This window comes from Fervidobacterium pennivorans DSM 9078 (assembly GCF_000235405.2).
Classification (GTDB): domain Bacteria; phylum Thermotogota; class Thermotogae; order Thermotogales; family Fervidobacteriaceae; genus Fervidobacterium; species Fervidobacterium pennivorans.
Map to the genome: position 1 here is coordinate 1319842 of NC_017095.1, position 23553 is coordinate 1343394.

Consider the following 23553-nt stretch of genomic DNA (forward strand, 5'->3'; position numbering starts at 1 on the left):
AATTTATTTGCTAATTAATTATAGCACACCTTGTAAAGTTATCCAACATCCAAAAACCTGATTCGCTCTCCATAAATCCTATATACCTCTCTTATTATCTCACTATCTGGATAATTTTCAACTATGCGCTTAGCATCTTCTCGTGCTATTAACATGAGTTCTGTATCTGAGATAATATCTGCCACTTTAAACTCAGGAAGCCCATGCTGGCGTGTTCCAAAGAATTCACCTGGTCCTCGCAATCTTAAGTCGTATTCTGATATCTTGAACCCATCGTTCGTACTTGCGAAGAATTGTAATCTGTCCCACGCCTCCTCGCCTGCTTCACTCACTATGAGGAAACAATAACTTTGTTTTTCGCCCCTTCCTACTCTTCCTCTTAGTTGGTGCAACTGCGCAAGCCCGAATCTTTCAGCATTCTCAATGACCATTATCGTTGCGTTAGGTACATCCACCCCAACTTCTATAACAGATGTTGAGACCAATATCTTGATTTCTCCTCTTACAAATTTACTCATTACATCGCTTTTTTCTTCGTCAGACATCCGTCCGTGGAGCAAGCCCATGGGAATATCGGGAAACGCTTCCTTGCTTAATGTACGGTACATATCCTCCGCCGCTTTCGCGTTGATTGCTTCCGATTGTTCAATCAAGGGGTAAACTATGTAAGCTTGGTCTCCATTCTCAAGGACCTGCTCTCTAACGAATTTGTAGACTTCTTTTGCTCGTGTGTGCCTCAATGTAAACGTTTTGATTTCCTTCCTACCTGGAGGCATTTCATCAATAACAGACACATCCAAGTCTCCGTAGAGTGTTAGAGAAAGTGTCCTTGGGATAGGTGTCGCAGTCATGATGAGTGTATCGACGACCTTTCCTTTCGATATTAGTTCTTCCCTTTGCTTTACACCGAATCTGTGTTGCTCATCAATTATCACAAGACCAAGGTTTGCAAAGTGAACATCTTCCTGAATTAGCGCATGAGTACCAACTACAACATCCAAATCCCCGTTTCTTAGAGCAAACTTTATCTTTTCTTTTTCCCTTTGAGAAGTTGAACCAATGAGCAACGCAACCCTGATACCAAGTTCTGTCAAATGATTAAAGAGTTTTTGAAAATGTTGGATAGCAAGAATAGAAGTGGGAACCATAAACGCACTTTGATAACCTGCCTCGTAGTTGTCTATTATCGCAAGTTCAGCAACTAGCGTCTTACCGCTACCCACATCTCCTTGAAGTAATCTGTTCATCGGGTCCGGACTTCGCATATCTTCGCGAATTTCTGCATGTGCCCTCTTTTGTGCGTTCGTAAGTTTAAACGGTAACTTTGATATGAATTCCTCAGCAAGCCTACCGGAAAAGCTCTTAGGAATTCCTCCAACTTGTTTGACATTCCGCTTGGACAGATATAATGCTGTTTGAAACAGAAGAAGTTCCTCATATGCCAGACGCTTTCGAGATATCTTGTAATGGAAAGAACTCTTCGGAAAATGCATCCCGGTATAGGCTTTCCAGACATCGATAAGTCTTCTTTCTTCAAGTATTTCTTTCGGTATCAAATCTCTCAAATTACATATGCTAGGCAAGTTGTCTGCAATAATTTTTCTGATAGTCCTCTGTGTTAGGTTTTCAGTTAGAGGATATATAGGCAATATTGTTCTTTCCGGAGAATCACTTAACGAAATCTCAGGGTTTTGTATCTCCATCGCTCCAAAAAAACCTCTTTTAACACTCCCAGTTACATAAACCTCTCTACCTACTAGTTGTTTAAGTTCCATTTCTTTAAATTCTTGGTTGAACCACTTCAAAATAACCTGGTTTATCCCGTCTTGCAAAAGTGCGCTAACAATTATCAAGTCACCTTTTTTGGTTTTTTCTACGCTCTTCAAAATTCCCTTAGTCGTAATTTTTTCATTTTCTCGAACGTACATCAGTGGTATAACTTTTCTTCTGTCTTCGTAATCCCTCGGAAAGAAACTTATCAAATCTCCTATAGTCTGAATTCCAAGTTTTCTAAGTAGTTTTTCCCTTGCAGGTCCTACACCTTTTGCATATTTTATAGGAACATCCAACGACTTAGCAAACTCCGACGACTCACAAGTAACGGAGTATGTCAGAAAATTGTATTTAAAACGCTCAACCATTCCTCGAACATGGGAAAGTCTTTTTAGTGCACGATGTGTTGGAAGTTTTTTTGCCTCGATTATGTAGTTTCTAAATTCTTCGAGCTTAACCTGTATTTCAACGTCAGAAAGAAGAGGATCATCTATCCTTTCGTAGTTGTCCTCAATATATTCGATGAGAGCGTTTAGGGCTTCTTCACTTATTTCTCTTGATATTTCATAGCAATTATCAAGAAATTCTTCGATGAGCAACATACTTACACCCTCTTTTTGAGGTCTTTAATAGTACATAAAAAGGTACGTCCAAAGACCGCTATTTTGGAACCTTATCTTTTTAGTAGCCCTTCCAAAAATTTTCTCAAAATCCTTGTCAGGATGTAGCAGATAAAAATTCGCATTCGGAAACTTTTCTCTCAAAATCTTTATATCCCTAATTACCTTACCATCATCTAACCTTTGACCATACGGGAGATTGGAAATTACCCAAGCTTTTTCGGTGAATACAGGCAAATCTCTAAAGTCCAAGCACGAAAATTCAACCGGTAAGGTTGTCTGAAAGATTTTGGAAGCTATTCTTAAGTTTTCTTGAGCAATTTGTATAACTTGGCAATCGATATCACTTCCTTTGATAATTTTCCGAGAAGGTTTTTCAGAAAGATTCTGAAGGTCTTTTAAAGCTTCTTTCTTTGATTTTCTCCATTCTTCTTTTAAAATCATCCAGTTCTCAGAGATATACTTCTTATTTACATTCGGCAAATTTATAGTACTCGCCTCTATGGGAATTGTACCACTGCCACAGAAAGGGTCAAAAAGGGCTGGACTTTCATTGTTAGTATTCAAATCCAATCTTGAAAGCGTAATAATTGCTGCGGCTATTGTCTCTCTAAGTGGCGCTTTACTTGTCTTTAAACGATAACCACGCTTTGATAATGCATCTCCAGAAGTATCGAGCAATAAGTATGCCTCGTCATCCTTCAATACGAGGATGAAACTGTAGACAGGACCACTTTCGTCAGTTCCACCTAAGCTTTCAACAATTGCCTTTTTTAAAACAGAAGCAACCGCCCCAGTTGCACTGAGTTTTGAATTTGTTATCTTCAGTTTGTCTATAACAATCCTTGCGTTCTTTTGAACAATTTCCTTCAAATTTGAATATTTCACATTATCAAAAAGCTCATCGAACGTTTCTGCTTTGAATTTTTTTATCAATATCGATATTCTATCTGCTGTTTTCATATACATGTTCAAAAAAGGCAAGTCTTCCAACCTTGCTTTAAAAAATATCCTCCCGGAGGAGGAATAATAGACCTTGTATCCAAATTTTTTAAGTTCTAATGCCACCGCACCTTCCAACCCCGAAGAACAGAAAGCAACAATGTCAAAAAGTCCACTACTATTGTTATCTGCACCGATACTCATGAGAACCTCCAACTCTTGAATTTTTTTCTTTTTCTTATGTCCGAACTATCGCTATTATTATCCACCCGGCCTATCATGGCTTTCAAATGTTCCTTTCTTTTTATTTGAGAAAATCAAACTGTCATCGAGGACTACGACTCCAGTTCCTTCAAATACTACACCCTCATCTACGTTAACAGAAAAGAGCATACGATTGACAACATTGTTATAGATAATATGTCCGAAGACGTTCGTTTTCGAAACTTGAGCACCAATCCACATCTGCGCTTTTCTATAGAAAAATTTTGAAGGATAGCTTGTCCGCTCAAAACATATGAAAAGATTGGGAGGATTCTTAACGTAGTTTTCAATAATCCCTATCTCTGTGCCAATCAAAATACGAAAGACCGTATTATCAAACTTCACATCAACCTTTTTATCAACGGTGTGTTTATGTAACGCATATTGATAAATGTAGACCTTGTTCCCATCAAAATAGAATGTGTAAGGAACATCAAATTTATACCCATTTAGATTCGTAGTGATTAGTATGTCCACATCATACTCACTTGTTACTAAAGAACTTCCCGAGATGATAATCATTATTCACCATCTCTCTAATTCAAAAATTCAAAATTAATCAAAACTAAGTGTTCATCATCTCTCGTCTAAGCACTTCATATATGATGATACCAGCACTAACAGACACATTGAGTGAGTCAATGGAAGTTTTCATGGGTACTGAAACCAACTCATCACACGATTGTTTAACAAGTTGTCGTATCCCACTACCTTCGTTACCAAAAACGAGGGCTAGGGGCCTTTTTAAGTCCGCTTGCCATATAGGTTTACCTCTCATGTCTGCTCCATATACCCAAACGCCTCTTTCCTTGATTTTTTCGATGTATCTAGAAAGGTTTACGGTTATAGCTATCGGTACCCTAAAGACTGTACCAGCAGAGGCTTTAACCGCTCCTGGTGTAACATGCGCACTGTTGTCTTTGGTTAATACAACCATATCTACGCCAGCTGCAACACAGGTTCGAACAATAGCGCCGAGGTTTTGTGGGTCTTGGACCTGGTCAAGCAAAACAAGAAACGGGTTTTCTGGCAAATCGTTTTCATCTGCATACTCAAATTCACCGATATCAATCACTACACCTTGGTTCTTTTCTTCACCACACAACCTCTTCAAAACATTTTTTGGAGCCACTGAATACGGTATCTTTCTTTTTTTAACTTCTTCTATGAGACTTTCTAATTCTCTATCACCACTTTCGGAAAAGTAAACCATCTTTATCGGCTGCTTACTTTGAAAAAGCTCTTTGAGCACATTTCTACCATAGACTATCATTTTTCATTCACTTCCTCAACTTTTTTATATTCCTGCGATTTCACTTTATTCCAGTATTCATCCATCTCTTCAACGGTCATGTTCTCCAGTTTCTTTCCATCTTTCTCAATCTCCTTCTCCATTTTTTCAAACCTTGCGATGAATTTCTCTGTAGCTTTTCTAATCGCGCTTTCTGGGTCCACGTTTAAAAACCTTGCTAAGTTTACGATTGCAAAAAGTAAGTCTCCCATTTCTTCTTCTATTTCTTCCTCGTTTTTTGCGTTTTTCAGTTCTTTTACTTCTTCCTCAACTTTGTGCCATACATCTTCAATTTCTGTCCAGTCAAAACCTACACCAGCAGCGTTCTCTTGGACTCTACGAGCTAATGAAAGACCAGGCAAAGCATGGTTCACATCCCCAATACTCGAGCGTTTTTTCTGACCCTTTTCCTTTGCTTTTATTTCCTCCCAACGCGCATACGAATACCCTTGTGCATTACCAAACACATGCGGATGGCGTCTCACTAGCTTGTCGGAAAGCGTCTTTATAACATCTTCAATTGTAAATGCTCCCCGCTCTGCGGCAATTTGGGAATGAAAAACCACTTGCAAAAGTACGTCACCAAGTTCTTCTTTAAGTTCTTCATCGTCGTTATTATCAATAGCGTTAAGCACTTCGTACGCTTCTTCTATCAAATATGGCTTCAAGCTTTCATGCGTTTGTGCTTTATCCCACTCACATCCGTTTTCTCCTCGCAGTGTTGCCATAATTTCTACGAGTTTTTCGAACTCTTTTCCAACCATCTTCTTACTTCCTCCATTTCCAGCTTCAGGGACCTGCTCATCAATGATTTTATCGAATCAATCGGAGATTTTCTATTGTAAATTACTTCATAAACTTCTTTGATTATGGGGAGGTCATGCTTATTTCCGTAATTTTCTACAACTGCTTTACAGGTAAACGCCCCTTCCACTATTTCTTTACTTGCTTCCAATAGATAGACGGGGTCATACCCTTTTGCAACCATCTCCCCATAACGTCTGTTTCGGCTGTGTTTACTTCCACACGTGACTATCAAATCACCTATCCCTGCAAGTCCCATAAAAGTGAGAGGATTAGCTCCAAATTCTATAGAAAACCTTGCAATCTCATATAATCCACGCGTGATTAAAGCGGCTTTTGCGTTATCCCATCCACCAAGTCCATCAACGATACCTGCAGCTATCGCTATGACATTCTTGAGAGCTCCTGCCAGTTCTACACCGACAACATCATCGTGAACATACACTCTGAAGTAATCATTCGAAAATTCCCTTTGGAATTCCGAAGCCATTTCTCCCGCCACAACGACAGCTGTTGGTAACTTAAGCGCTACCTCCTCAGCGTGAGAAGGACCCGATAAAACCGCGTATTTACATCCTAAGGTTTCGTGAACTATCTCCGATACCCTCTTACCAGTCGCTATTTCTATACCCTTGGACAAATTAAGTACGATACTAACATCATAATCAATTTTCTCCAGCACGCTCCTTACAAACTGGACAGGTACTGCGATAATTAAGGCATCATAGTTCTTACCGACAGAAATATCAGCGGTTACCGGCACATTCAAGTCCACATCTGGAAGATGTGGCATTTTCTTTCTTTTATTCAATAAGTTTGCATGTTCTTCGCTATGTGCCCAAAGCAAAACCTCATGTCCATTGTCTTTCAGCATTTGAGCAATCGTACATCCCCAACTACCAGCACCAAGAATGAAATAGCGCATACAAGAACACCTCGAATCAAATATTAAGAATACGGAAAGTTATTTACCTTGTTCTTCTTCTGATGAAAGAAAATCCGCCAAAACCGATACAGACCATTTAACAGCTGGTGTTCTATAGGGGTTCGAAGCACTATCAAGCTTGATTATCCATTCTTTGCTTCCAGGTTCTTCTGGGTAAGCCACCAAATAATAGTGTTGTTGGAACTCGCCATCCGATGAAATTACTTTTATTAAGTAAGCATCATTCCCTGTTGATTTGTAAACACCTTTGACAACCACTACTTTCTTACCTTCTTTGAATACTTTATTGTGAAGCAACGGCAGTTTCTCTTCAGCAACGACGCTCCTAGCATGAGGCATTTCGTGCCTACCTCCTATCAGCCTTTCAATCTCTATATGCTTAACCTTTCTTATCACAAGCGAATAGATATTTCTGCCATACTTTATCCATTTTTGCTCGTAACGCGTCTTTATTTCTCTGTCTGGATTCTCCAAAAATTCGACAACTTCGAATCCCATTTCCTTTGCTGTTTCCATTGTCTGTTTCGCATACCATTCAACATCTGTTGCAAGCTCAAAAGTACCACCGTCGACAAGCACGTTCGAAAGTGTTTCAAAAAACTCTGGAACGATAACTCGCCTTCTTTCGTGGGATTTCTTGTCCCAGGGAATTGGAAAGTTCATTATCACTTTTTCAACACTCTTTGGTCCGAAAAATTCCCTGAGTCCAAACCTCGCATCGGTTATTACTAATCTAACGTTCTCAAGACTCTCCACTCTCTTATGAGCCTTTTTCATAGAAGTTATTGAAACCTCGAACCCGACAAAATTCTTTTCAGGATGCTTTATTGCATAAGACTGAAGATATTCACCACTCCCGAAACCGATTTCAACGATAATACCATTGTTGTTGCCAAAGACGGTGGACCAATCTATAGGTAAGTAATCAAATAAAGCGGGACGCACTTCTTTGGAAAAGACACCGTATTTTTCCAAGTCCTTCATACATTTACACCTCGTCTGTTTTACTTTTCTTGATTAACTATTCATATCACTTGAAATAAGCACTTAATTCTCTTATATACTGTCCTGACGGATATAATTTCTTATAAACTTCGTACTTCTTTGCTGCTTGCTCTTTTTGACCTAATTCGATATAACTAAGGATTTCGTAGTAGTACATGTCTTCTTTAAAGTAAACATCTAAGTTTTCTATAAGCGGTTCTATGTAAGAGAAAATCGCTACAGCATTTCCATATTGTCCTTCCACGTAGAATCTCAGACCTATCAAGAATAACTCTCTTAAGTCTTTCGTTTGCTTAAGAATTTGTTCAACAACTTCGTTTTGCTGAGACGAATTTACAGTCTTTTGCTCGACAACCTGCTGATTTTGTGAAGTAGAATTTGTCGAAGCATATGTAAGTTCCAATAAAGTCACAGAACCTTGTTCAAGAGTTTTTATGGTTTCCTTTGAGCTGGATAGTCCTGAAGAAACAACAGAGGTTTCATTCTCATTTAAAACTGAAGACTCAGAATTCTTTTGAGTAGAGGACAATATCTCTAATATTTTTGAGACATTTGATTTTAGTACTTCAAGATCTTTTTTTACATCATTGTCCAAAACACTTTGTTCTCTAGACTTCGCCACTGTTTCTTTGCTAGAAATCTCTTCCGATAACTTTTCTATCATCAGCGAAAGCTTATCAAACTTTTGTTCAAATTCCAAGATTTTTTCTGTAAGGTCTCCGCTGGCTTGACTGCTCTGCTCCTTAGCAGTTCCAGTCTGTTCTTTAATTTGCAAAACTTCTGAATAAAGAATGCTTATAGACTGCGACAGTGTTTCCAAACGTTTTTGAATTGCATCCAGTGACAGAATAAAGCTCCCCTGGTCATTTGTGGTTTTTGATGAATCTGCCGATTGGGAACTAAGCTGAGTAATCTGAGAAGAAATTTCACCCAACCTTGCCATAATGTTTTTCATACTTTCGTCAAGTTTTGCTTTCACAAGTTCCATCACGCTATCTTCTATCCTACCTAAACGCGTTTTAACAATAGCAAGTTCAGAATATATTCTTTCAAAATCATTAGAAGAAGACAAAGAGGCAGATTTTGCCGACGATGTTGTTTTCAAACCCTCTAATTTTCCTTCAAGAGACGCTATCCTTTCTTTTAGCGTCCTTACCTGCATACTAAGCTCTTTCAAAGCTGTGTCATCGTACTTTACAATTGTGGTCTGCGAACCGGAATTACCAGTCGAAACTCCTTTGTTCAAGCTCTCAGCAACTTGGGATATTTCTCTCTCAACGCCAGATAATTTTTCGTTTATCAGAGACAGCTGATCTGATAATGCTTTTGGTAAATCATTGTTCGAGACTTGCGTTGGATTTTCAAGCTTTTTGTTTATATAATCAAGGCTGGTTTTCACAACTTCCAAAGTCTTTGACAGTTCCTCGTATTTTTTAGTAATGTCGTTTGTATACCCTTCTATTTTTCCTTGAAGATTGGACATACTCTTTTCCAATTTTCCAAGTTGCAAAGTTCCAGATTTGGTGAAGTTCATAAAGGACACAACTAAGTTTACCAAAACCACTATGAAGATGACCAAAGTCAACGTAGGAAAAAGGAACGTGCCCAATGATTTTTGTTTCTTAACTTGGGTGAGAACAGGGTGTGTTTTATCAAGCTGGCTGAGTATTTCAGACAATAGTTGTATTTTCTTTTTATCCCCACGCTTTAACGCTGTTAAAAGTTCCATAGCGATGATTTCTATAACTTGAGGAAACTCCTTCTTTATTCTCTGAACTTCAGCGATAACTATTGGATAGTTCTCCTCATTAAACTCTTTGAGAATCTTCTCAAGTGCTTCTGAAACTTTGCTGACGTCTTTTTCTATGTTTTCAACGATATGTATATAAAGCTCTTGTCGTTCTTTTGGCATGAAATTGAATATCTCAACAGCTCTTGCATAATTCCCAGCCTTTACTTCCAATTCAAATAACAAATGGTTGTATTTCTTACCAAGTGCCTCCAATATGTTTCTCGCAAGGGAAATTTCATTATTTGATATCAAAAACCTTATAAATCGTTCAACCGAATCTGAATTCCTTTCAAAAGCATCGCCAAAATCTGAGTTTCTTTTCTCCACACCAGTTCACCCCTATTCCAAATTTCTTATTCGTTTTCTCTCAACGTTTTGAAAACATCTGGGATATAGTTTAAAATGTTGAACGCACTGTTCATGCCTTCCACGGGAACCATTTCACCAGCTAAACCAAACACATACACTCCAGCCTTTACCGCTTCGATAGGCTCAAGATGTTGAGAGATAAGACCTGCAAGTAATCCGGAAAGAATATCCCCACTTCCTGCTTTTGAGAGAGAAGTATTACCAGTTATGTTGAAGTATATTTTTTTGCCGTCTGAAATTATCGATGTTGCATCCTTTAAAACGGTTATCACACCATACTTTTCCGAGAATTCGTAGACAAGTTCGTAGTTTTGTTTGACATCTTCTAATGTTTTTTTTGTCAGTCTGGAGAACTCTCCAGGATGCGGAGTTAAAATCACTGATTTTGAAGGGTTCTTTTCCTTTAACAAGTCGATGTTCTGGGATAAAACATTAAGGCCATCAGCGTCTATTATCATGGTATTTGGCACTAACAAAAGCTTTCTTATTATATTTAGTTTTTCTTCGCTTTTCTGCGTATCCCAACCAGGTCCAACAACAAAAATAGCGTCTTTGTTAACAGTAGATATAAAATCTTCCAATCTTTCAACGTTGAAATCCTCACCAATATTCACACATATCAGTGATGGGTCATGATTCATAGCACATTCACACACTTTGGAAACAGAAACCACTTTTACCATGCTTGCTCCGCTTCTTAACGCAGCAAGCGAACTTAAAACGGGTGCACCTATGTATTTATTCGAACCTCCGATTATAACTACTTGTGAATATGTCCCTTTATTTGACCAACGAGGTCTGCTTGGAAGTCGCAATTTCTCGGTGGTTATAAGTTCTTTGTTGATGCCGTATGTCAGCATATTCAAACTGGGAATGCCTATCTTTGCAATCTTAAGTTTTCCGCACAATTCTCGACCTGGAAACAGGAAGTGTCCCACTTTCGGTAAACCAAAAGTTACAGTTAAATCCGCTTGGATCGCGCATCCCATTATTTTTCCATCATCTGCACAAACTCCTGATGGTATATCGACAGACACTATGCATCTTGAATATAAGTTCATTATTTCTATCAACTTGGTGAGTTCTTCATCACTAATTTCCCTGTTCAAACCTGTTCCAAAAAGGGCATCAATAACGATGTCAGCTTCGGAAATAATCTTCGATGCTTCTTCCAATCCAAGCTCGCTGTAGTTGTACACAATTCCACCATGCTTCAAGTATCTCTCGTAGTTCTTTCTAGCAACCTCTGTAGTAGGATAACCAACGGATATAACCCTTACAGCCTCCGTGTAGTTAAGAAGGTCCCTCGCAGCAACGTACCCGTCACCACCGTTGTTTCCAGAACCGCAAACAATGACAAAGCTCTTGCTTGGAAGTTCCCCATACTCGTTCCAAATAGCTTGCACTACGGAAATGCCCGCCCTTTCCATGAGAATCTCTTCACTAATATCGAAATCTGTTATTGTTCTTTTTTCCAGTTCCTTCATCTCTTTACTTGTTATCGCAAACATGTTCTCATCTCCTGTAAAGTAAGCGGTAAATACGATAAAACCTCAAGACTTTCCTAACGTATCTCTCACCTGCGTCCGTTTTGACATCATCAGGGGCATATGGACCTGTATTGTAATGAATCAACGCCGTCTTGAGCTCTCCGTCTTTTTCTAATAGATAATTCAAGTATTTACAACCAAGGGCTATATTTCCCTCTATTGTCGTATAATCAAAGTTCGTCTTGAACTTTTTATTTACCCATTCTGCTGTCTCCGGCATCAATTGCATGAGCCCGTATGCTCCCACGTTAGATTGCGCACTTGGTCTAAAGCTACTTTCTGCCCGTATTACACTAATTACCAAAAGTGGGTCCAAACCATCAGCATATTGGACAACGATATCGTAATACTTTAAAGGAAAAAGCTCTACGAAAATCAAAGTTAAAAATACAACACTTATAAAGATAAGCATGAAAAATACACGCACAACTTCGTCTCCTCCTATGTCACATATTAAAACACAAAATTCCCAGGAACTACTGGGAACATCCAAGAAACATTCTGAAGATATTATAGCACAAAGCCTAACTTAAACAACAGTATCTCAAATAGCTAGATACTTAGAATAAGCCTTACAAAAAGAAGTGAGTAACCAAATATTATTATGAACGGACCGAATGGTATAACGCGGTTCTTACTTAAAAGAGAGTAAACCATGCCCCCCAATGAAGCCCCAAATAAAAGTAACGGCATAAATGAAAAGCCGACTGCAAAAGAATAAACTGGAAGTAAAAACAAATCACCTTCACCTATACCGTCTCTATATTTCATTTTCAGTACAATCAATATCCCCAACGAAATTAAAGCTCCAAAAACATCTAGAAACATGGAACCTCTGAAATGTAATACGTTAATCAAAAAAGCCGAGACAAGAACCGTTATCCATGTATAGTCAGGCAACAGCATGAGTTTCAAATCTGTAAAAATTGCTGGAACAGAAGCTACAAAAATTGCGTCTGTTAATAGAGCAACATCCAGTGGGAAAAGTACGTGATTAATAAGAAAAGAAACGCCAAAGATTAACTCAACAAGCGGGTATCTTACGGAAATCTTTGCATCACAATGTCTACACCTTCCTCGAAGGATAATGAAACTGAGAATAGGTATGTTATCGTACCACGCGATACGTTTGCGACAACTCGGACATACCGAAAAACGGGGCTCAGTTAATTTGAGCCCCGCTATTGGCCTATAAATTAAAACATTCGCAAAACTCCCAAAGATTGTTCCCATGACAAACCAAAACAACAAACTTACTTTATCCCACATAGTTCCTTCTCTGGCTGTGTAAGTAATTCATCGAAGAATTCACGTTTTCCGTAAAGATACCAGAAGTCATCCTCTTTTAAATCCTCAATAATTTTTCGAGCCTGTTCATACCGATTGGTCTTAGCATACGCAACTGCCAAAACCAGATTTAAATGTCTTGCTTCTGGAGAAGTTTTTACAACGTTTTCTATCACTTGTATAACTTTATCGTAATTCCCTTTCTTTAGATGAACTTTCGCCCAAATCTCTATACCGTTTGGATCGCTTCTTGGATCAATCTCCATAATTAAGCTTTCATATTCCTTTGCTTTTTCTTCGTTTCCTATTCTTTTGTACAGTTCGGCCAACTCGTAGAGTGCGATAATATTGTTTTCGTAAGTTTCTCTGAATCTTTCCAAAACCTCTATAGCTTTGTCTATCTTACCCATTTTTGAATATGCGTCGGCGAGCATAAAGTAGGTGAACGTATTTGTTGGTGAAAGCTTTATTTCTTTTTCCCAGTATTCGATAGCCTTCTCATAATCACCAATATTATAGTAAGCTTCTCCAATCATCGAGTAAGACTGGACAAGCCATGGATCAAGTTCGATGGACCTATTAAGATATTTAATAGCCCCTTCAACATCATTTTCTTCAAGCAACAATGAGCCGTAGAACTCGTATGCAGGGGCGTAATTCTTATCAAGCTTCATCGCAAATTTGAGAATATCCTTAGCAACCTCTGTTTGATTCTTATCAGCGTATTCGATAGCAAGTTCATACAATCCATCTGCTGTTCCGTGCATAATCTTTTCCGGAGTTATTCCATACCTATCCAAGAACTCCACCACTTCACTCCAAACTATCGGTTCGTAAACAATTTCGTTAAGCGCGGCTATTCGCTCTTCCAACTGTTCTAACTTGTTGATATCTTCGTAAAGTTCTTTATGTTCTTCAAAATCTTTTTTCATGTTACGCCAATCCCCAGAATAGAAAAGGTCACGTAAAATAACAAGCATAGGCGTTTCATCTTTGATGTCCATAATTAATGGGTTTTCTGAGCCCAAGATCAGTTTGATAACCATTAACAACACCTCCTAGTTTGTAACTTTGCATTTACATTTTATCATATTTCTTCACAAAAGTAAATGCTGCGGTTTCTTTCCAAAATACGCAAAATAAGAAAATCAAACAAGAAAAGCTTATTTAAAACCTTTTCAAGCTGATTTACGTTGAAAATCTACAATGTTGTATGATTCCTCTCGCATATTTTGGCTAAAACCTAATTTTTAAGGAAAAATTAAGCAAGTGTATGATATAATTCTTGTGTTTAAGAATAAAAGCTGAAAGAGGAGGTGCTTGGTATGAAGAACATTTCCAACATCAAAAAACTAACCTTCGGACTTTTATTGCTTCTTTCCGTTCTCTCACTGGCGATTGTAAACGCTGATTATCAAAACCCGATAGTAAACGTTGTTAAAGTTGCAGCTCCAGCAGTTGTGAAGATAGACGTTGTTGTTCAAACAGAAGTATACATTGATCCGTTTATTAGAGAGTTCTACAGGCAGTTCTTTGGAGATATACCAAGGCAATTTGAGGAATCGAATAGTGTTGGGTCGGGATTTATTATCAGCAAGGAAGGTTATATAGTTACCAACTATCATGTAGTTAAAGGAGCAAAGAAGATTACAGTTACGATGTTGAACGGCGACGTATACGATGCACAATACATCGGCGGAGATGAAGAGCTTGATATTGCAGTAATAAAAATCAAACCTACAAAGGATTTACCTGTTCTCGAAATGGGAGATTCTGACAAACTTCAAATTGGTGAATGGGCAATCGCAATTGGTAACCCTCTTGGATTTCAACACACAGTAACGGTTGGCGTTATATCTGCAACAGGTAGGAAGATACCAAAACCTGACGGTTCTGGATATTACACAAACCTCATCCAAACCGATGCGGCGATTAACCCCGGTAACAGCGGTGGTCCGTTGCTCAACATTTACGGTCAGGTGATTGGAATCAACACGGCAATTATAAATCCAACGCAAGCAATGAATATAGGTTTCGCTATACCAATAAACACAGCTAAGCGATTCATTAATCAAATTATCGCCACCGGAAGAGTTGAAAAGGCATATCTCGGAGTATATGTCCAGACAGTCACAGAAGCACTTGCAAAGAGTTTAGGGCTCAAAGTAACAAAAGGTGTCTATGTATCTCAGGTTGAAAAAGATTCACCTGCTGCTAAAGCTGGTATCAGAGAAGGTGATGTCATAGTAAAACTTAATGGCACTGTGGTAGAAAGCGCTGAAGAACTAACATCTCTCGTAAGAAATTACACACCTGGAACGAAAGTAAAAGTAACTGTCAATAGAGCAGGTAAAGAAATCACATTAGATGTTACACTGGGAACATTGCCAAGTCAGAATGGTTCATCAACTACCAGTTCAAAAGAATTCTACGGATTGAAAGTTTCAAATCTGACTGCAGACGATAGGTCAACGTACAGAGTACCTGCAGGGTTGGAAGGAGTTATCGTGAAAGAATCTAAAAATTCGTTTATTAAAGTTGGAGCTGTTATCTACCGAATTTCAGTGAACGGGTACTCGTACGACATCAAAAACATCAGCGATTGGAACAAAGTTGTAGATAACATAAAAAAGGGAGATTATATCGGAATCTTCTATTACTACAATGGTGTTAATTCCGTCTTTTCATTCCGATATAACTGAAGAATTTCTATAAAAAGATAAACCATATTATTTTCACAAACCCCCGCTATTCAAAAGCGGGGGTTTTCGGTATAATTAAATGATAAATGAGCAACGGCGAATAGAGCGTTACTCTAAAGGAGGGATTTTGTAAGTGAAGTGTAAGAAATGCTCCAGTCAGGCTGTCATCCATCTAAGGGCACATAACATAGCTCTTTGTAAAGAACACTTCATAGAGTTTTTTGAGAATCGAGTTCAAAAAGGTATTTCACACTTCAAGATGTTCACAAAAAAGGATAGAATCCTTGTAGCAGTTTCGAGTGGAAAAGATAGTTCAGCAGTTCTGTACGCTTTAAAAAGACTTGGATACGATGTCGAAGGTCTATTCTTAAAAATGGGCAGGCACACAAATGCTGCAGAACGTGTTGTGAAACAATTGGAAGAGGCAACAGGCGTGAAAGTGAACATTCACGATGTTACCCAGTATTTTGGTGGACTTGGCACAGGTGAAATTGCCAAAATCGTAAAAAGACCTGTGTGTAGTATATGTGGCATTGTAAGACGCTACTGGATGAATAGGTACGCGGTAGAGCACGGATTCACAGTCTTAGTAACAGGGCACAACATGGATGACGAAGCAACATTCCTTTTTGGAAATATTATGAATTGGCAAACAGAATACATGGCAAGGCAATGGCCTGTTCTTGAAAAAACGCACGAAAAGTTTGTAAGAAAAGCCAAGCCATTGATTTACGTTTCAGAGAGAGAAACTTATGCTTATGTATTTTTAAATAACATACCATTCATGGAACAAAAATGTCCGTTTGCAAAAGGCGCTACCAGTTCTATGTACAAAAAGCATCTGAATTTATTGGAATTTGAACAACCCGGTGTGAAGCACAGATTTCTGTTTGGTTATTTTGAAAAGTTCAAAGACCAGTTAAATAGAAAGCACGAAGTAGAATTAAGAGCCTGTTCGAAGTGTGGATACCCAACGACTGAAGAGAAATGCCAATACTGTAAACTCGAGGAACGAGTTGGTTCATACCTGTCATTGGTGAAATAAAATTTCGATCAGGAACATAATATAGAGTCTTAGAACAACCATTTTGGGACGGTGAAAGTTCTGAAATACAAGTCAAAGCTTTTTAAGATAAAGGAAAATGAGTTCTCGGTGTTTGATTACTTGCTTATCTTCGTCGTAATAGCGATAATGATTGTTGGCATACTTACACTTAGAAGTGTTGTTAAAGACACTCCTCATCAGTCACGCTTAATCAAGCAAATCATTTGGGACATCGCAGGTATTGCAACAATGTTCTACGTAGTCTTTGAAAAAGAAGCAAGGATAAAATCATACACAAAGTATATTTACGCTATTTCGGTGGTGTTACTTGTCGTTGTCCTTATTTTTGGAAAAACCGTATACGGTGCACGCCGATGGATTGACATGGGGACTTTCGATTTACAACCTTCTGAATTATTTAAACTTGCTGTTATCTTGATGCTAGCTTCTATATTTTCACAGTATCACAAGACTAAAGCACTGATACTATCCATCATGGCAGTTCTTCCAGCAGGGCTTATATTCTTAGAACCAGATTTGGGTATGACTTTGCTAATTGGATTTATATGGTTCTCTATGCTGCTTGCAAGTGATGTGGAAAAGAAGTATATTTTCACAATCGTTGGGGTTACGATAGCGTTTATTCCTTTTGCTTTTTTCTTCTTGCTTGAAGACTATCAACGTGTGCGAATACTCGCACTATTTAACCCCGAAGAGCACTTTCGAGAAGGTGCATACAACGTTATAATGTCGAGGTCCGTGATTGCCAACGGTGGAATTTTCGGGACTGGTTACGAGTTGGGAACAGGCACTAACATGCACATTGTCCCTATGCAGCACACTGACTTCATCTTTTCCGCATTTGCAGAACAATTTGGTATAGTTGGCACCTTTATTTTGCTGGGTTTATATGCTACAATATTACTGGCAGGTTTAATGCAAGTAGGACGTTATAAAGATGACTTCTGGGAATTTGTCGCAATTGGCGTGTGTTCTGTCTTCGCTTTTCACGTGTTCGAAAATGTAGGGATGAACCTCGGAATACTCCCGGTGACCGGTATTCCTTTACCGTTTATAAGTTACGGAGGTACTTCAACATTAGTGTTTTCTGCACTTGTAGGGCTTTTGATTAAAGCACGAGCTGTGTCTAAAAAGGCACGCCAGGTTATGTGAAATAAATGAGTAAATGAGCTGAAAGCAATTACTACTTTAATTTCCGTTTCTGAGGAGTGGTAAAAATGCCTATTGCTAAGAAGAAAAAAACCAAAGATTTTTCTTCCTTCTTCGGCATGTTGTTCTTCACAATTGTAATCGTATCTGTAATTCTCTCGGTTGGGAACTTTGTTCGCTATTCCCAGCTCCTAAAACAATATAACGAACTGAAAGAATATGTGGATAATAAAGTCTCAGAAATGAAGGCAGAAAACGAAAAGCTTAAAGACCTCCTCGCTCCAAACTCACTGGTTGACAAATACATTGCAGCAGCAAATTATCTGCGCGATTTCGGATACGATTTTGAAAAAATACTTGTTGCACTAAACGATGATCCAACAACCGGTTATTTTATGGTCTTCGTTGCTGGCAATGAAAGTAGCTGGTTCACAGTAAAAGACAAAGAAAAAACATACTTCAGCCGAGAATTAAAACCTGGACTTTCAAACTACAGGTTCTTTTATTTTAAAGAACCGCGGATAAAAACGAATTACGATATAATCGTTCCACCCAACGCAACTATAACTGTTGGCAAAGCTGGAAAAGTGTATTTGCTCTTCTACGGTGTAGGATTAAGATTCCATCCAACCAAAGTTGTTCAGTTAACCGAATCCTCTTACGAAAACTTTGCTGAAAAATTCTCACTGTATATTCCGGGCAATAAATAGTTCATAGGGTATCCTGAGAAAAATAAAAACAATAAAACCAAACAAAAACCGGGCACTTTTCGTGCCCGGTTTTTTTTCTGGTAGCGGGGGTGGGATTTGAACCCACGACCTTTGGGTTATGAGCCCAACGAGCTGCCAGACTGCTCTACCCCGCGACGTCTATCTATGTTAGCCTTCATTTGATTACACCCACCTGGTGCCGGGGATCGGAGTCGAACCGACACGGGAGTCTAACTCCCAGCGGATTTTAAGTCCGCTGCGTCTGCCAATTCCGCCACCCCGGCTCCGTTGGATATTATACCACCATATTTTGAATTCTGTCAAGAGTAATTGTTATGCCTCAGCTATGATTTTCAATATTGCATCCTTTATCACTGAAAGTTTCTTTTTCGCTTCCTCTTTTACTTTATCAACTGTATAAATATACACCTTTAATTTTGGTTCAGTTCCAGATGGTCTTATCGCATACCACGAACCATCACTGAGGAAGAACCTAAGTACATTTGAAGCAGGTATATGCCTTTCAACTTCACCTATGACGTTTCCATTTGCATCATAGACCTTGCGTTCCAAATAGTCGATATATTTAACCAAATCCAACGTTCCAATTTCTTTTGGATACCTCTTTCTAAAGACTTCCATGATGCGCCTGATTTTTTCCATACCCTTAAGTCCTTCGTACACCAGAGAAAAGTTATCTTCAAGATAGTAGCCGTAAGTCTTGTACAGCGACTCAAGAACGTCTATAAGGGTTTTGCCCTGCTTTTTGTAATACGCAGCCATTTCTGAAATTATCATCGACATCATCACACCGTCTTTGTCCCTAACAAAATCTCCAGTAACATACCCTATACTCTCTTCGTATCCAAATTGGAACGAATACTTTCCTTCAAGTTCATTTTCAAGGCCACATATGTTTTTGAATCCAGTTAATGTCTCAAATGTTTCAACACCGTACGTTTTGGCGATGAGCTTACCAAGGTCGCCAGTTACTATGGACTTGATGATTATTCCGTTTCTTGGAAGTATACCCTTCTTCTTTCTTTGAGAAAGTAGATATTCTATCAACAAGGCTCCAGTCTGGTTACCATTCAATGCAACATACTCTCCATTATGCTTGACCATAACCGCATTTCTATCAGCATCCGGGTCAGTTGCAAGAATTATGTCTGCGTCCCTCTTTTTCGCATATTCAAGAGCAAGATTAAATGCTCTCAAATCTTCTGGATTTGGATATTCAACAGTCGGGAACTCTCCATCTGGGTTCTCTTGTTCAGGAACGATAAAGTAATTCGTAAACCCTCGTTTATCAAGCACGTGCCTCACGAATCGTCCACCTGTTCCATGAAGTGGGGTATAAACTATGGATATATTTTTGTCTATATCATCACAAAGAGCCAAGGAAAGTACCTTTTCAAAGTAAGCATTATCGACTTCAGAACCCACTATCTTTATTAATCCTTTCGACATTGCCTCATCAAAATCCATCTTTTTTATCATGCCAAAATCCGTTATCTTCTTTATATTCTCCTCAATAGGTTTGGCTATGTCGTCGGTGATTTGTGAACCTTTTTCCCAGTAGACCTTGTATCCGTTGTATTCAGGAGGGTTGTGACTTGCTGTAATCACAATACCTGAAGCAGTCCCAAGATATCGAACTGCAAAAGAAAGCACCGGTGTTGGTCTAATGTCGTCAAACAAGTAAACTTGTATTCCATTCGCAGCTAACACTTGTGCAGTTATCCTCGCAAACTCTCTCGACATCCTTCTCACATCATAAGCAATTACCACGCCACGCTTTGCGTATTCCGCACCACGGCTGTTTATAAAATCGGCAAGACCTTGAGTTGCCTGAGAAACTGTATATATGTTCATGCGGTTTGTTCCAGCCCCTATCTTTCCCCTTAATCCTGCAGTTCCAAACTCCAAATCAAGCAGGAACCTCTCCTTTATCTCCTCCTCGTTACCCTCTATCGCTCTAAGTTCTTCTTTTGTCTTTTCATCAACATAAGGACTTTCAAGCCACTTCTTATATTCAGCCATATAATCCCTCATGTCCTTATACCTCCCTCTGGCCGTTTTATTTAAGCTCTCCTGTTGTCAAGGTATTATTTCGCCTCAAAAGTGACATTAACTGTGAGCATTATTTCTTTTTCTTTCGTTGATGTGTCATACGTTCCGTAATCACTAATCTCAACACTATTTGGTGCAAGCACCTGAGCAACACCACTTCTTGCACTTATTACTTTGCCTACTTTCAAGCCCCCGCTCTCTGCAATCTCTTCTGCCCTCCTTCTTACATCTCTGACAACACTTGAAAGCAACTGGACTCGTTTCTCAGCAAGCTTTGAGTAATAATATTCTACTGGATTGACTTTGCTAATAGTGACACTTCTTTATCAGTTATGTCATGTTTTTTATTGGCGTCAAAACTACCTCCAGTCTCAAACTATTATATCACAACCAATTAAAAAAACGCGGGCTTTTAGCCCGCATATTCTGTAATTTTATAATCTGTTTTTGTTAAAAAGTTTTGGTTCATTCCTACTCTTCTACTCCTACTTCTTTTAACCAACCCTTGATATCAATTCCAGACCATGCCATAATTCTCATTTCTGTAATTGCGTTATCAACAATGTTTTTGTAAAGCATCTGAGCGATGATATCGTCGGAAGCCTTGAGTTTCGCTAAAAAGTCTTTCAAGTCTACCTCTGGATTACCGTTCAACTTAATCTTTTTGTTAAGAATATCAAGTTCGTAAGTCAGCGTAAAATTCTTAACTACTTTCTTCTCCATTCGCATCACCCCCGAGCTAACCAGCTAAGGTTCTCGGGATATTATATCACAAAAATTCAACATGTGCAAAAAACAGTCGAAAAGTTAATGTTTCTTATTTTTTCTTTTTATTTCATCATTTCCTTTCTTCTTTCTTCCATTATCTTTTTCAACTGTTGTGCGAGTGCTGTCCGCGTTTTGGTATCGAGATGGTCGATAAACAATACGCCATCAAGGTGGTCATATTCATGTTGGAATATACGAGCAGGGTAACCTTCCAAAAGTTCTTCGTGATACACTCCATGCTCATCTTGGTATCGCACACGCACCCATTTATATCTCCATACATCAGCAAAGACCCCTGGGATGCTCAAACAACCTTCTTCACCGAGTTCTTTCTCATCAGAGTGCTCTATAATCTCGGGGTTAACGATCATTTTAAATCCACTTCCGTCATCCATCCCAAAAAATCTCAGAGACATGCCTACCTGTGGTGCAGCAAGTCCTACACCATCTTCTGCATACATGGTCATTTTAAATTCTTCCAAGATAACACGAACTTGAGCGAAATCTGTCACAGGTTGTGCTTTTTTTCTCAGAACAGGATCACCTAAAATTCTGACTTTCACCGTAAATTCCCTCCAATTCTTCTAGCAATTTTTCGTTCGTCATGAATATCGTTATTGGTGTTACAGATATGTACCCTTCCCGCAACGCCTTATAATCAGCCTTCGGGTCCGGGTCATCCTCTATTATATCACCAAGCATCCAGTAATACTCACGTCCGGAAGGGTCTATACGCTTTTCGAAATAATCTTCATATCTGCGTTTGCTCTGCCTTGTGAGCTTCCAACCTTTGATTTCTTCATAAGGTATCGAAGGAACGTTTATGTTTAGAGCTGTATATCTTGGGATGAGCTTCAGGTCAAATTCTCTCAAAAATTTCACAAGAAACTTTGCAGCTGTGTCGTAAAGTGGAGCTTTAAAATCAGCCACAGAAATAGCTATAGAGGGTATACCTGCAATAGCCCCTTCAAGAGCTCCACTCACTGTTCCGGAATAAACAACATCCGTTCCCAAGTTCTCTCCCCGGTTAATTCCGCTTATGACTACATCCGGGGCAATTCCCTTATCCTTATAAATCACATCTAAACCTATTTTCACACAGTCAGCTGGTGTTCCTGAAACTGCATACATCTCAAATGGTTCGTTTATGTCCAATTTTCTTGCCCATAATGGAAATCTAAGCGTTATGCCATGTCCAACTGCACTTTGCTCAGATTCCGGGGCACTCACGATCACATAGTGTTCTTTACTTAAGTAGCGTGCAGCACACAGTATACCTGGAGCAGTAACACCATCATCGTTTACAAGTAGTATGTTCATTCGCATTCCCCCTAAAAACTGTTAACATGTTTTGCTTTTTTGTCCGCCAAAATCCGATTTATCAATTCCTTTAATTTTATCAGACCTTCATCGAATTTGTAAGTCCCTATTATCTCCCCTTTATAGAAAACCACAACTCCATCTCTAACACCGGCAATTCCTACATCGGCATCCTTTCCCTCGCCTACACCATTTACCACGCAACCCAAAACAGAAATTGCTATATCTTCCTGCACACCTGATACAAGCTTTTCCACTTCTAAAGCAACAGACTCAACATCAAAAACTGTCCTCGCACAAGTAGGGCAAGCAACTACGTTTGGACCTTTTCTTAAGTGAAGTGCTGTCAATAATTTCTTTGCTGCAATCACTTCGTTCACCGGGTCTCCAGCAATTGAGATTCTTAATGTATCTACAATGCCTTCAAGTATCAATACTCCAAGAGCGATGGAGGATTTTATGAGCGAGTTGTAAAGCGTACCTGCTTCAGTCACACCAACATGGAGAGGATAATCCACAACGTTGGCAACATATCTATTAGACTCTATTGTTTCAACCACATCAGAGCTCTTCACGGATACAACGATATCATCAAACCCGTGTTTTTCTAGAATCCTAACCTCTCTAAGTGCCGCTTCTGCTAAAGCTTGCGCACGTGGTAGGTGTTCTAAATCCTTAGGCAGAGAACCACTGTTGGCTCCAACCCTTATAGGTATCCCTCGCTGTTTTGCCGCTTTAACTACTTCAACAATTTTCAATTCGCTCCCTATATTCCCCGGGTTGATTCTTATCTTATCGATACCTTGTTTTATAGCCTCCAGTGCAATTCTATAGTCAAAATGTATATCACCAACTAACGGAACTTCCACATTTAATTCTTTCAATCTCTCCTTAATAACACGAACTTTACGCGCACTTTCCAAGTCAGGGAGAGATATCCTAACAATCTCACATCCAGCATCAACCAAAGCTTTGATTTGCTTCACTGTAGCTTCAACATCTTTTGTATCAGTGTTTGTCATTGATTGTATAGTTATAGGAGCATCCCCACCAATAATGAGATTTCCAACCTTTACCGCTCTTGATGTTCTCTTAGTTACCAATGTTTCCACAACCTTTCCG

At 39.0% G+C, this 23553-nt stretch carries 22 protein-coding genes and 2 tRNA genes; 4 read left to right on the forward strand and 20 right to left on the reverse strand.

All coding sequences use genetic code 11. The features are described from left to right. Nucleotides 1-38: 38 nt before the first annotated feature. From recG to FERPE_RS06310, 12 genes are all read right to left on the reverse strand, one after another. Nucleotides 39-2375: an ATP-dependent DNA helicase RecG gene (gene recG / locus FERPE_RS06255; RefSeq protein WP_014451796.1), complete on the reverse strand. Its 2337-nt coding sequence runs from the start codon at nucleotides 2373-2375 to the stop codon at nucleotides 39-41. 24 nt (nucleotides 2376-2399) lie between these two features. Then, the gene (locus FERPE_RS06260; RefSeq protein ID WP_014451797.1) at nucleotides 2400-3539 is read right to left on the reverse strand and encodes a THUMP domain-containing class I SAM-dependent RNA methyltransferase; all 1140 of its coding nucleotides are present in this window, start codon (nucleotides 3537-3539) and stop codon (nucleotides 2400-2402) included. Nucleotides 3540-3596: 57 nt separating this feature from the next. After that, complete coding sequence (locus FERPE_RS06265) at nucleotides 3597-4121, reverse strand: hypothetical protein (RefSeq protein WP_014451798.1); 525 nt, start codon at nucleotides 4119-4121, stop codon at nucleotides 3597-3599. Between the two features lie 43 nt (nucleotides 4122-4164). Beyond that, on the reverse strand, nucleotides 4165-4872 hold the full coding sequence (gene rlmB, locus FERPE_RS06270) for a 23S rRNA (guanosine(2251)-2'-O)-methyltransferase RlmB (protein WP_014451799.1): 708 nt from the start codon (nucleotides 4870-4872) through the stop codon (nucleotides 4165-4167). Then, entirely contained in the window at nucleotides 4869-5654 is a 786-nt protein-coding gene (mazG, locus tag FERPE_RS06275) for a nucleoside triphosphate pyrophosphohydrolase (protein ID WP_014451800.1), read from the reverse strand. The genes rlmB and mazG overlap by 4 nt, the downstream gene beginning before the upstream one ends. Continuing rightward, nucleotides 5624-6619 (reverse strand): NAD(P)H-dependent glycerol-3-phosphate dehydrogenase, encoded by a 996-nt coding sequence (locus FERPE_RS06280; RefSeq protein WP_014451801.1) that lies wholly within the window; start codon nucleotides 6617-6619, stop codon nucleotides 5624-5626. The genes mazG and FERPE_RS06280 overlap by 31 nt, the downstream gene beginning before the upstream one ends. 39 nt (nucleotides 6620-6658) lie before the next feature. Then, nucleotides 6659-7624 (reverse strand): tRNA (guanosine(46)-N7)-methyltransferase TrmB, encoded by a 966-nt coding sequence (trmB, locus tag FERPE_RS06285; RefSeq protein ID WP_014451802.1) that lies wholly within the window; start codon nucleotides 7622-7624, stop codon nucleotides 6659-6661. A gap of 46 nt (nucleotides 7625-7670) precedes the next feature. Continuing rightward, nucleotides 7671-9764 carry a coiled-coil domain-containing protein gene (locus FERPE_RS06290; protein ID WP_014451803.1) on the reverse strand — a complete coding sequence of 698 codons (2094 nt, stop codon included), beginning with the start codon at nucleotides 9762-9764 and terminating at the stop codon, nucleotides 7671-7673. Between the two features lie 26 nt (nucleotides 9765-9790). Continuing rightward, complete coding sequence (locus tag FERPE_RS06295) at nucleotides 9791-11317, reverse strand: bifunctional ADP-dependent NAD(P)H-hydrate dehydratase/NAD(P)H-hydrate epimerase (RefSeq protein ID WP_014451804.1); 1527 nt, start codon at nucleotides 11315-11317, stop codon at nucleotides 9791-9793. Between the two features lie 4 nt (nucleotides 11318-11321). Beyond that, on the reverse strand, nucleotides 11322-11783 hold the full coding sequence (locus FERPE_RS06300) for a lytic transglycosylase domain-containing protein (RefSeq protein WP_014451805.1): 462 nt from the start codon (nucleotides 11781-11783) through the stop codon (nucleotides 11322-11324). Between the two features lie 125 nt (nucleotides 11784-11908). Continuing rightward, the gene (locus FERPE_RS06305) at nucleotides 11909-12625 is read right to left on the reverse strand and encodes a prepilin peptidase (RefSeq protein WP_014451806.1); all 717 of its coding nucleotides are present in this window, start codon (nucleotides 12623-12625) and stop codon (nucleotides 11909-11911) included. Further along, a complete protein-coding gene (locus FERPE_RS06310) occupies nucleotides 12610-13689 on the reverse strand; it encodes a tetratricopeptide repeat protein (RefSeq protein WP_014451807.1) in 1080 nt (359 codons plus the stop codon). Before FERPE_RS06310 ends, FERPE_RS06305 begins: the two co-directional genes overlap by 16 nt. A gap of 279 nt (nucleotides 13690-13968) precedes the next feature. Here FERPE_RS06310 and FERPE_RS06315 point away from each other — a divergent pair, with 279 nt between their 5' ends. The 4 genes from FERPE_RS06315 to FERPE_RS06330 all read left to right on the forward strand — a co-directional run bounded on the left by FERPE_RS06315 (nucleotide 13969) and on the right by FERPE_RS06330 (nucleotide 18270). Beyond that, a complete protein-coding gene (locus tag FERPE_RS06315; RefSeq protein ID WP_014451808.1) occupies nucleotides 13969-15345 on the forward strand; it encodes a Do family serine endopeptidase in 1377 nt (458 codons plus the stop codon). Nucleotides 15346-15478: 133 nt separating this feature from the next. After that, entirely contained in the window at nucleotides 15479-16390 is a 912-nt protein-coding gene (locus tag FERPE_RS06320; RefSeq protein WP_014451809.1) for a TIGR00269 family protein, read from the forward strand. Between the two features lie 51 nt (nucleotides 16391-16441). Next, a complete protein-coding gene (locus FERPE_RS06325) occupies nucleotides 16442-17563 on the forward strand; it encodes an FtsW/RodA/SpoVE family cell cycle protein (RefSeq protein WP_245530396.1) in 1122 nt (373 codons plus the stop codon). Nucleotides 17564-17628: 65 nt separating this feature from the next. Further along, nucleotides 17629-18270, forward strand: coding sequence for a hypothetical protein (locus FERPE_RS06330; protein WP_014451811.1), 642 nt, complete (start codon nucleotides 17629-17631; stop codon nucleotides 18268-18270). A 78-nt stretch (nucleotides 18271-18348) separates the two neighbouring features. Here the strand turns inward: FERPE_RS06330 and FERPE_RS06335 are convergent. From FERPE_RS06335 to ispG, 8 genes are all read right to left on the reverse strand, one after another. Further along, nucleotides 18349-18425, reverse strand: a tRNA-Met gene (locus FERPE_RS06335). A 39-nt stretch (nucleotides 18426-18464) separates the two neighbouring features. Next, nucleotides 18465-18554 (reverse strand) — tRNA-Leu (locus FERPE_RS06340). Between the two features lie 49 nt (nucleotides 18555-18603). Next, nucleotides 18604-20325 (reverse strand): phospho-sugar mutase, encoded by a 1722-nt coding sequence (locus tag FERPE_RS06345; protein ID WP_014451812.1) that lies wholly within the window; start codon nucleotides 20323-20325, stop codon nucleotides 18604-18606. 53 nt (nucleotides 20326-20378) lie between these two features. Next, on the reverse strand, nucleotides 20379-20654 hold the full coding sequence (locus FERPE_RS06350; RefSeq protein ID WP_082204749.1) for an SIMPL domain-containing protein: 276 nt from the start codon (nucleotides 20652-20654) through the stop codon (nucleotides 20379-20381). A gap of 160 nt (nucleotides 20655-20814) precedes the next feature. Beyond that, nucleotides 20815-21066 (reverse strand): hypothetical protein, encoded by a 252-nt coding sequence (locus FERPE_RS06355; RefSeq protein WP_014451813.1) that lies wholly within the window; start codon nucleotides 21064-21066, stop codon nucleotides 20815-20817. 107 nt (nucleotides 21067-21173) lie between these two features. Beyond that, nucleotides 21174-21674 carry a peptide deformylase gene (gene def / locus FERPE_RS06360; protein WP_014451814.1) on the reverse strand — a complete coding sequence of 167 codons (501 nt, stop codon included), beginning with the start codon at nucleotides 21672-21674 and terminating at the stop codon, nucleotides 21174-21176. Then, nucleotides 21652-22431, reverse strand: a complete 780-nt coding sequence (gene surE / locus FERPE_RS06365) for a 5'/3'-nucleotidase SurE (RefSeq protein ID WP_014451815.1) — start codon at nucleotides 22429-22431, stop codon at nucleotides 21652-21654. The genes def and surE overlap by 23 nt, the downstream gene beginning before the upstream one ends. Nucleotides 22432-22442: 11 nt before the next feature. Then, a complete protein-coding gene (ispG, locus tag FERPE_RS06370) occupies nucleotides 22443-23543 on the reverse strand; it encodes a flavodoxin-dependent (E)-4-hydroxy-3-methylbut-2-enyl-diphosphate synthase (protein WP_014451816.1) in 1101 nt (366 codons plus the stop codon). Nucleotides 23544-23553: the final 10 nt, after the last annotated feature.

Coding starts and splice junctions, on each gene's coding strand:
- FERPE_RS06355 (WP_014451813.1), bottom strand. CDS start 21,066: ATGGAGAAGAAAGTAGTTAAGAATTTTACGCTGACTTACGAACTTGAT.
- recG (WP_014451796.1), bottom strand. CDS start 2,375: ATGTTGCTCATCGAAGAATTTCTTGATAATTGCTATGAAATATCAAGA.
- surE (WP_014451815.1), bottom strand. CDS start 22,431: ATGAACATACTACTTGTAAACGATGATGGTGTTACTGCTCCAGGTATA.
- FERPE_RS06315 (WP_014451808.1), top strand. CDS start 13,969: ATGAAGAACATTTCCAACATCAAAAAACTAACCTTCGGACTTTTATTG.
- FERPE_RS06265 (WP_014451798.1), bottom strand. CDS start 4,121: ATGATTATCATCTCGGGAAGTTCTTTAGTAACAAGTGAGTATGATGTG.
- FERPE_RS06280 (WP_014451801.1), bottom strand. CDS start 6,619: ATGCGCTATTTCATTCTTGGTGCTGGTAGTTGGGGATGTACGATTGCT.
- FERPE_RS06345 (WP_014451812.1), bottom strand. CDS start 20,325: ATGAGGGATTATATGGCTGAATATAAGAAGTGGCTTGAAAGTCCTTAT.
- trmB (WP_014451802.1), bottom strand. CDS start 7,624: ATGAAGGACTTGGAAAAATACGGTGTCTTTTCCAAAGAAGTGCGTCCC.
- FERPE_RS06260 (WP_014451797.1), bottom strand. CDS start 3,539: ATGAGTATCGGTGCAGATAACAATAGTAGTGGACTTTTTGACATTGTT.
- FERPE_RS06310 (WP_014451807.1), bottom strand. CDS start 13,689: ATGGTTATCAAACTGATCTTGGGCTCAGAAAACCCATTAATTATGGAC.
- FERPE_RS06330 (WP_014451811.1), top strand. CDS start 17,629: ATGCCTATTGCTAAGAAGAAAAAAACCAAAGATTTTTCTTCCTTCTTC.
- rlmB (WP_014451799.1), bottom strand. CDS start 4,872: ATGATAGTCTATGGTAGAAATGTGCTCAAAGAGCTTTTTCAAAGTAAG.
- FERPE_RS06305 (WP_014451806.1), bottom strand. CDS start 12,625: ATGTGGGATAAAGTAAGTTTGTTGTTTTGGTTTGTCATGGGAACAATC.
- mazG (WP_014451800.1), bottom strand. CDS start 5,654: ATGGTTGGAAAAGAGTTCGAAAAACTCGTAGAAATTATGGCAACACTG.
- FERPE_RS06295 (WP_014451804.1), bottom strand. CDS start 11,317: ATGTTTGCGATAACAAGTAAAGAGATGAAGGAACTGGAAAAAAGAACA.